Here is a 7,112-nt window from a genome sequence, read left to right as displayed (position 1 = left end):
GCTTGCTTAATTGGCATCTTAGTTGTTGATTTAGCATACTAAGTACTGAAGAGCCTTTATTATTTGGTTTTTGATTCAGAAAAATAGGTGTTGAGTTCAATAAAAGTAAAACTATCAAGCTTGTCTTTTAATAGAGTGAGCGTGAAAAGCAGTTATTGCGAATAGTTATGATTTGGTAAATAATCTTGCTCATAAATGATGAAGACTATCGACGAAATTTATACCTATGGGCTGAAGGTGATCGACTCAGCTAATTTTAACAGCTTGCTTAGGGATGAATTAATTTAAAAAAGTCTAAGTCATTGGCAAAAGTGTCCGGTTGAACGCAATCAATCTAGAAAAGATAAGTGAAAGTCTCAGAGTAGTCTTTCACAGATGTTCGTGAAAGTTGGCGACCTGCCAAATCTTTTGGAGATTGAATTATGCCTAACCTCATCACTGTTACAAGTAATGCTGACAGTGGCACAGGTTCCCGAAAAGAAGCGATCGCCCCTACCCAACTCAAATACACCATTGGCTTTGCCTTCAGCCATGCTAGACCAATTGTTACCTTAACGAGTGATGCAATTATCTTGGTAACCGTTTAGTGCCTCATAGCATAAATGCCGCGAGTTTAACTCTAAGTGGAAGAGAGCTTGCCACTTATATAACTCTAATGGCTCAACACCTTCGTGACCACATTTAGAACACATGACGCTCTGAGGTGTAGTTGTGAGCAATTCTTAGCTTTCAACCCAGCTTACTCAGGGTAAGCGTCCTGCGCTGACGTTAACTCAACTCAATTCGCAAACTTTCAAATTGCCAGGAGATTGAAGAATGCCAAACGTAATCACAGTTAGGAGCACTGCTGATAATGGATACGGAGTGCCTTCGGTTCCAGGGTCTCTCAGAGCAGCAATTGAGATTGCTCAGCCAGGAGATACAATTCAATTTGACCCTAGCCTTGCTAACCAAACCATTACCCTCGAACGTCGGTACGACATTGAAAAAGACATAACCATTGATGGCGCAGATGCTCCTGGTTTGACTATTAGTGGAAATCAGGAACAAATAATCTTTCGACTAGCAGGGGATGGTAGAGAGTTTACACTACGGAATCTCACCATTACTGACGCATTCCACGAGTACGCGGGGGCAGGAATTTGGGCAGCAGATCCAAACGCCACAATCACGGTAGAAAATAGCGAGTTCTACAACAACATTGCCGGACAAGGACCTGCAATTTGGGCAAAGGATGGCGCTAACGTAACGGTGATTAACAGCAAGTTTGATGGTAATCGGGCTACGCAAGACGTTGATAGTGCTGGTGGAGCAATTAGTGCCTTTGGAAAGAGTCAACTTACTGTCAAAGGTAGTGAGTTCACCAATAATGAAGGATTTGCTGGTGGAGCAATTACCACCGTATTTACCCCACTAACGATAGAAGACTCAATCTTCCGCAATAACGAAAGCAGAAGTTGGGGGGGAGCAGTCAACAACGACGGTGCAAGTGTCCCTAATCAAGAGCGATACTACAATGGCGACTTACCGAGAGACAGCGTCGGCGGCGAGACAATCATTCGTAACTCTATCTTTGAGGACAATACCGCCGTTGGATTAGGTGGAGGAGTTGCAATCTGGGGTTATGACCAAGACTTTGTGACCATTGAAGGTAGCACATTTATCAACAATGAGGTTACTCCGGACGCACAAGGCAATGCCAAAGGCGGTGGTCTCCGAGTTACTGGCAAGCTCGTAACTATCGAAAATTCCACCATTGCCAACAACACGTCGGCAGAAGAAGGGGGTGGTTTATGGTACTGGGAAGAATCGCCTTTCAACATCATTAACACTACCTTTTCTGGTAATGAGGCAGCAGAGCGTGGCGGAGCAATATACAACGCTCAGTGGGGTTCTGAAACCAACATCGTTAATACGACTTTTGCCAATAACTCTGCGGGAAGCGAGTCCGGGGCAATCTATACCGGAAACACCAGACCTGTTATTGTCACTAACTCAATTTTTGATAACAACACGGCGGGGGATGGCTCTAATCCGAATCAACAAACCAATCGAGAACTGACTGGCGGAAACAATATTCAATCTCCAGGCAGTGGCAACAATGCAACAGAAAATATCATCATTGTTGATCCCTTACTGGGAGCGTTACAAGACATTAATGGTGTTTTCGTCCATCCCTTGCTTCCTGGTAGTCCCGCTATTGATGCTGGAACAAGTGTAAGCGCTCCCGGAACTGATCAAACTGGGGCAGTTCGTCCTCAGGATGGTGACTTAAATGGCAGCGCTGTCATTGACATCGGTGCTTATGAATCTCCTGGTACTCTTCTTACTCCAGAAATCCAACTTCTCGATGGCAGCACCGACGTTGTAGATGGTACTACCGTTGCTCTTGACTTTGGTAATACGCTGGTTGGGACACCACTCGTCAAAACTTTCACCCTCGTTAACAGTGGTACAGCCACACTTAACTTAGGTGAGCTACAACTGCCTACAGGCTTCAGCTTTGTAGGAACTCTCCCAACTAGCGTTGCGGCTGGAGGTGAAACGGCATTAACTATCGAACTGGATGCCTCTGCCATTGGTACCTCAACCGGAGAAATCTCCTTCACCACAAACGACAGTGATGAGAACCCGTTCAACTTCGCCATAAGTGGTAACGTCACGGCTACGGCGACAAGTCCAGAAATCCAACTTCTCGACGGCAGCACCGAAATAGTTGACGGCACGACAACTGCCCTTGACTTTGGTGACACACTGGTTGGTACACCACTCGTCAAAACTTTCACCCTCGTCAACAGTGGGACCGCTGCACTTAACTTAAGTGAGCTACAACTGCCTACAGGCTTTAGCTTGGTAGGAACTCTCCCCACCAGTGTTGCTGCTGGAGGCGAAACGGCATTAACTATCCAACTGGATGCTGCTGCTGTTGGTACCTCAACCGGAGAAATCGCTTTTACCACCAATGACAGCGATGAAAATCCCTTCAACTTTGCTATTGGTGGTAGTGTCAGTGCCGCCACAAGTCCAGAAATTCAAGTTCTCGATGGCAACACCGATATTGTAGATGGCAGTACAGTTGCGCTTGACATTGGTAGTACCTCTGTAGGCAGTACTCTCACCAAAACCTTCAGTATTCAGAATCTAGGAACCGCCGTTCTAAACTTGGAGACTCCTGGTTTACCGGAAGGCTTCAGGATTGTGGGTGACTTCCCTAGCACTGTAGTAGCAGGGGATTCAGCTTCGTTTACGCTAGCTCTCGACACAACCATTGCTGGTACTTACTCTGGCACCATAACTTTTGGCAACAACGACAGCGACGAAAGTCCTTTTGACTTCACCATTAGTGGTACTGTTGACAGCCCCCTAGTCCTCAACCCAATCAACGGCACTGACCTTTCTGAAACGTTGGTTGGCACGGCTGAAGATGACCGAATTGATGGGTTCGGTGGTCAAGACCTCATCAGTGGAGATTTAGAGAATGACCAGCTTTTTGGTGGTGCAGGACACGATCGCATTTGGGGTCGTCGTGGTAATGATCTACTCTACGGAGGTGAAGGTCACGACCAACTTAATGGCGGATTAGATCAGGACAGCCTCTGGGGTGAAGCTGGTAACGATCAACTCTGCGGCAACTTGGGTGATGACTGGCTTAATGGTGGCTTGGGCAATGACACCCTGACAGGAGGCGCGGGTCGAGATACCTTCGTCCTTGCGGCAGGACACGGCAATGATTTAATCCGTGATTTCCAGTTGGGTGAGGACTCAATTGGCTTGGCAGAAGGTCTGAGCTTTGAGCAATTATCGCTGCGTCAAAAACATAGCCAAACCTGGGTTGTGGATACGGCTCAAGGTGAATTATTAGCGCGTCTAGATGGCGTTGATGCCACGTTATTGACTACTCAAGCGGCTACTACCTTTGTGCTGATGTAAGGACGCATTGCCTCTTGAAGGCAAGTGAGAGTTGTTGTCGCAACAACCCTCACTTGTCTGCATTGGAGAGTGCCAAAGACAAAACTTGCTTGCTCTAAAAAAAATATGCCTACAAACAAGTTGATGCGATGCTTGTATATCACCTGTCCGCTGTTGGGAGCTTTGACCTCAAACGCAGTGGCTCAGACTGTTGAGGGGGCAGCAACTGATCTACCGAAGACAACAGGAGAGGCAACGCTTAGTAATACGCCTGATAGTGAACAAACATCCCAGACTCAGGCTGTTTCGACTTGGGTAGCTGAACCTGAAACCACACTTACCTCCGAGACAGTAAAACCAGAATTTGCCCTTTCCCCAGATATAGTTTCCGCTCCTCAGCCTGAAACTAACCCCACCTCGGACACAGCACAGCCAGAGTTTGCACCGATTCCAGCTACAGTTTTGGCTCCAAAGCCCGAAATAATGTCTACTCCGGAGACAGTAAAACCAGAATTTGCCCTTTCCCCAGATAGGGTTTCCGCTCCTCAGCCTGAAACTAGCCCCACCTCGGACACGGCACAACCAGAGTTTGCACCGATTCCAGCTACAGTTTTGGCTTCAAAGCCCGAAATAATGTCCACTCCGGAGAGAGTAGAACCAGAATTTGCCCTTTCCCCAACTACGACTTTCACTCCCAACTCCAAAACCGCAGAAGATGTTACCCCTTCACCGGATGTTGAAAGTGAAGCCAGCTTGCTTGCTCAGACGACTACTCCAGAACCCATACCACCATCTTTAGAAACAACCGAAAACCCTTCTCTAAGAGTGCTGCCCCGCTTCGGTGGAACGTTCACCACAGGACCAGGTATCGGTTACTCCAACTCTTTCGGGAGTATTGAAGGCTTTGTACCCTTGTCGCAAACCTCCGGTAGCAACCTCACTTTCTTGGAAGGACGGCTATCGTTATCAACGGAAGACTCTAACCTAGGCGGTAATCTTGTTTTAGGACATCGTGTATACAACGCTGAAGCTAACCGTGTTCTCGGTGGTTATATTGCCTTCGACAACCGTAGTACTGGCAACAGTACCTTTAATCAAATTGGTGTAGGGTTCGAGAGTTTGGGGGAATCCTGGGAAGTTCGGGGTAATGCATATGTGCCACTGGGCAATACACGCCAACTAGCCGCAGAAACGATCGCTGATTTAGGGACTTCCACCTCAGATCCCTTTTTTCAAGATAATTTCTTGGCTGTCACTCGCAATCAGCAACAGCAGCTTAATCGCCGTTTTGAAGCGGCGATGACTGGCGTTGATCTTGAGGCGGGTGTGAAACTTGCCTCGCTTGGTCAAACAGGTGACCTACGGGGCTATGCTGGGTTGTACTACTACGATGCTCCAGGTAGTGATGAGGTTTTGGGCTGGCGTACTCGTCTAGAAGCTCGTCCTACTGATACGTTAAGGCTAGGCTTAGCACTCTCGAATGATGCCACCTTTGGCACGAATTTGGTGCTAAGTGTGGGGGCGAATTTTCCAGGTACTCGTCTTAGAGGACTTAGCCAAGATGAGCAGGTACTGGCACGTTTAGGGGAATCACCTCAGCGCAACGCAAACATTGTGGTGGATGAGCAAGTTGAGTCGGAATTGCTCACTACACAGGATACGGTATTCGTAACGAACCCAAATACAGGTCAACCCTGGCAACTTCGGCACGTTAATTTAGGATTGGGTACAGGTAACGGTACGGTTGAAACTCCAACAGCAACTGTTGCTGAGGCTCTAGCAGTGGCACAGCCTAATGATATTGTCTATGTGCAGCCTGGGACAAATCCTGGAATTCCGGCTTTCACGATTCCGGACGGCGTGCAGGTGCTATCAACGGGACCAGTGCAGCGGATAGATACAGTGGAATTAGGGAATGTACAATTGCCGCTATCAGGTGCTGGAGTGTTGCCTGATGTGACGGGTACGGTGACGTTGGGGAATGATACAACGCTTTCTGGATTTTCTCTCAATGCGGTTCCTGGAGCTGGTATTGTTGGAGCGAACATTAATAATGTTGTGATTCGAGAAAATGCGATCGCCAATTCCACGGCTGAGGGTATCTCACTCAGCAATGTTTCAGGACAAGTCGCGGTTACTGACAATACCATCAGCGATTCTGGAAGGGAAGGCTTTAACCTCAACAACAATCTGGGACAAGTCGATCTAGTAGTGGCTGGGAATACTATTAGCGATAACGGTGCTTTGGCGGCTGATGGGGATGGAGTCAATGTCGAACTCCGTAATGATGCTACTGGTACCTTCGACCTCACCAACAATACAATTACTAACAATCTCGGTAGGGGTGGGATTGCTGATGGTGTTGATTTCAAGCTTTTTGATAATGCCTCTGGCACAGCTAACCTGACAGGCAATACCATCTCTGGCAATCAGTTAAAGGGGATAAACCTAGATCTCGAAGCCACTACCACTGGAACACTTAACCTTAGTGGCAATACAATTACAGGAAATGAAGCGGGTGGACTTGACGTTTTAGTCTCAAATGATGCCTCTGGAGCGTTCAACCTGATAGGTAATACCATCTCTAACAACCAACTACGGGGTGTTGCGTTAGCTTTTGCTGATAGAACTACTGGAAGCATTAACCTAACTAATAACACCATCTCTGAAAATCAAGACGATGGAGTCTATCTCCAACTTTCTGGCCAAGCGCAATTGAACGCCAATCTTTCTAACAACTTAATTACTAGAAATGCCAACAACGGGATTTTCACAACCACAAACGGCACTGCTCAACTTCGGTTTTTAAGTGAGTTAAATACGATTACTGATAATGGATTTACAGGGCTTTCTCTAATTACCTTGGACTCGGCAAGAACTCTCGCTGCGATTCGAGCCAATACCTTGACAGGAAGTAACTTTAATGACTTGGAAGTGTTGACGATCGCTCCTGGTACTACCACCTGTCTGCAACCTAGCAATAATACAATTGGCTCCCTAATTTTGGATGATAGCGTTGGAGGCCCAATACAGGTTGATGCGGGTACATTACCCACTAACAATATCTCTACTAGTGATTTCACCTTTTGGTCAGGAACGACTGTCTCACCTGGAACTTGCGGCTTTTAGAGCCAACTGATTCGTAATGCGATCGCTCTACGAATCACCTACCCTCACTCCTTCAGTAAGCTACAATTCAAGCA

The 7,112-nt window shown here is 47.1% G+C and carries 3 protein-coding genes; all 3 read left to right on the top strand.

Features of this window, described 5'->3' with window-relative positions:
* Window positions 1-422 precede the first annotated feature (422 nt).
* Complete coding sequence (locus tag AC5JL3_RS20955) at window positions 423-587, top strand: hypothetical protein (protein ID WP_496076312.1); 165 nt, start codon at window positions 423-425, stop codon at window positions 585-587.
* Window positions 588-816: 229 nt separating this feature from the next.
* Complete coding sequence (locus AC5JL3_RS20950) at window positions 817-3,930, top strand: choice-of-anchor D domain-containing protein (protein ID WP_496076311.1); 3,114 nt, start codon at window positions 817-819, stop codon at window positions 3,928-3,930.
* A 105-nt stretch (window positions 3,931-4,035) separates the two neighbouring features.
* Complete coding sequence (locus tag AC5JL3_RS20945; RefSeq protein WP_496076310.1) at window positions 4,036-7,038, top strand: right-handed parallel beta-helix repeat-containing protein; 3,003 nt, start codon at window positions 4,036-4,038, stop codon at window positions 7,036-7,038.
* Window positions 7,039-7,112: the final 74 nt, after the last annotated feature.

This window comes from Symplocastrum torsivum, from assembly GCF_059505465.1.
Note: the sequence above shows the minus strand (reverse complement) of the source record. Positions and strands in the feature narration are given on the sequence as shown.

Excerpts from the sequence above, each read along its gene's own strand:
- AC5JL3_RS20955 (WP_496076312.1), top strand. The coding sequence starts at position 423 with ATGCCTAACCTCATCACTGTTACAAGTAATGCTGACAGTGGCACAGGT.
- AC5JL3_RS20950 (WP_496076311.1), top strand. The coding sequence starts at position 817 with ATGCCAAACGTAATCACAGTTAGGAGCACTGCTGATAATGGATACGGA.
- AC5JL3_RS20945 (WP_496076310.1), top strand. The coding sequence starts at position 4,036 with ATGCCTACAAACAAGTTGATGCGATGCTTGTATATCACCTGTCCGCTG.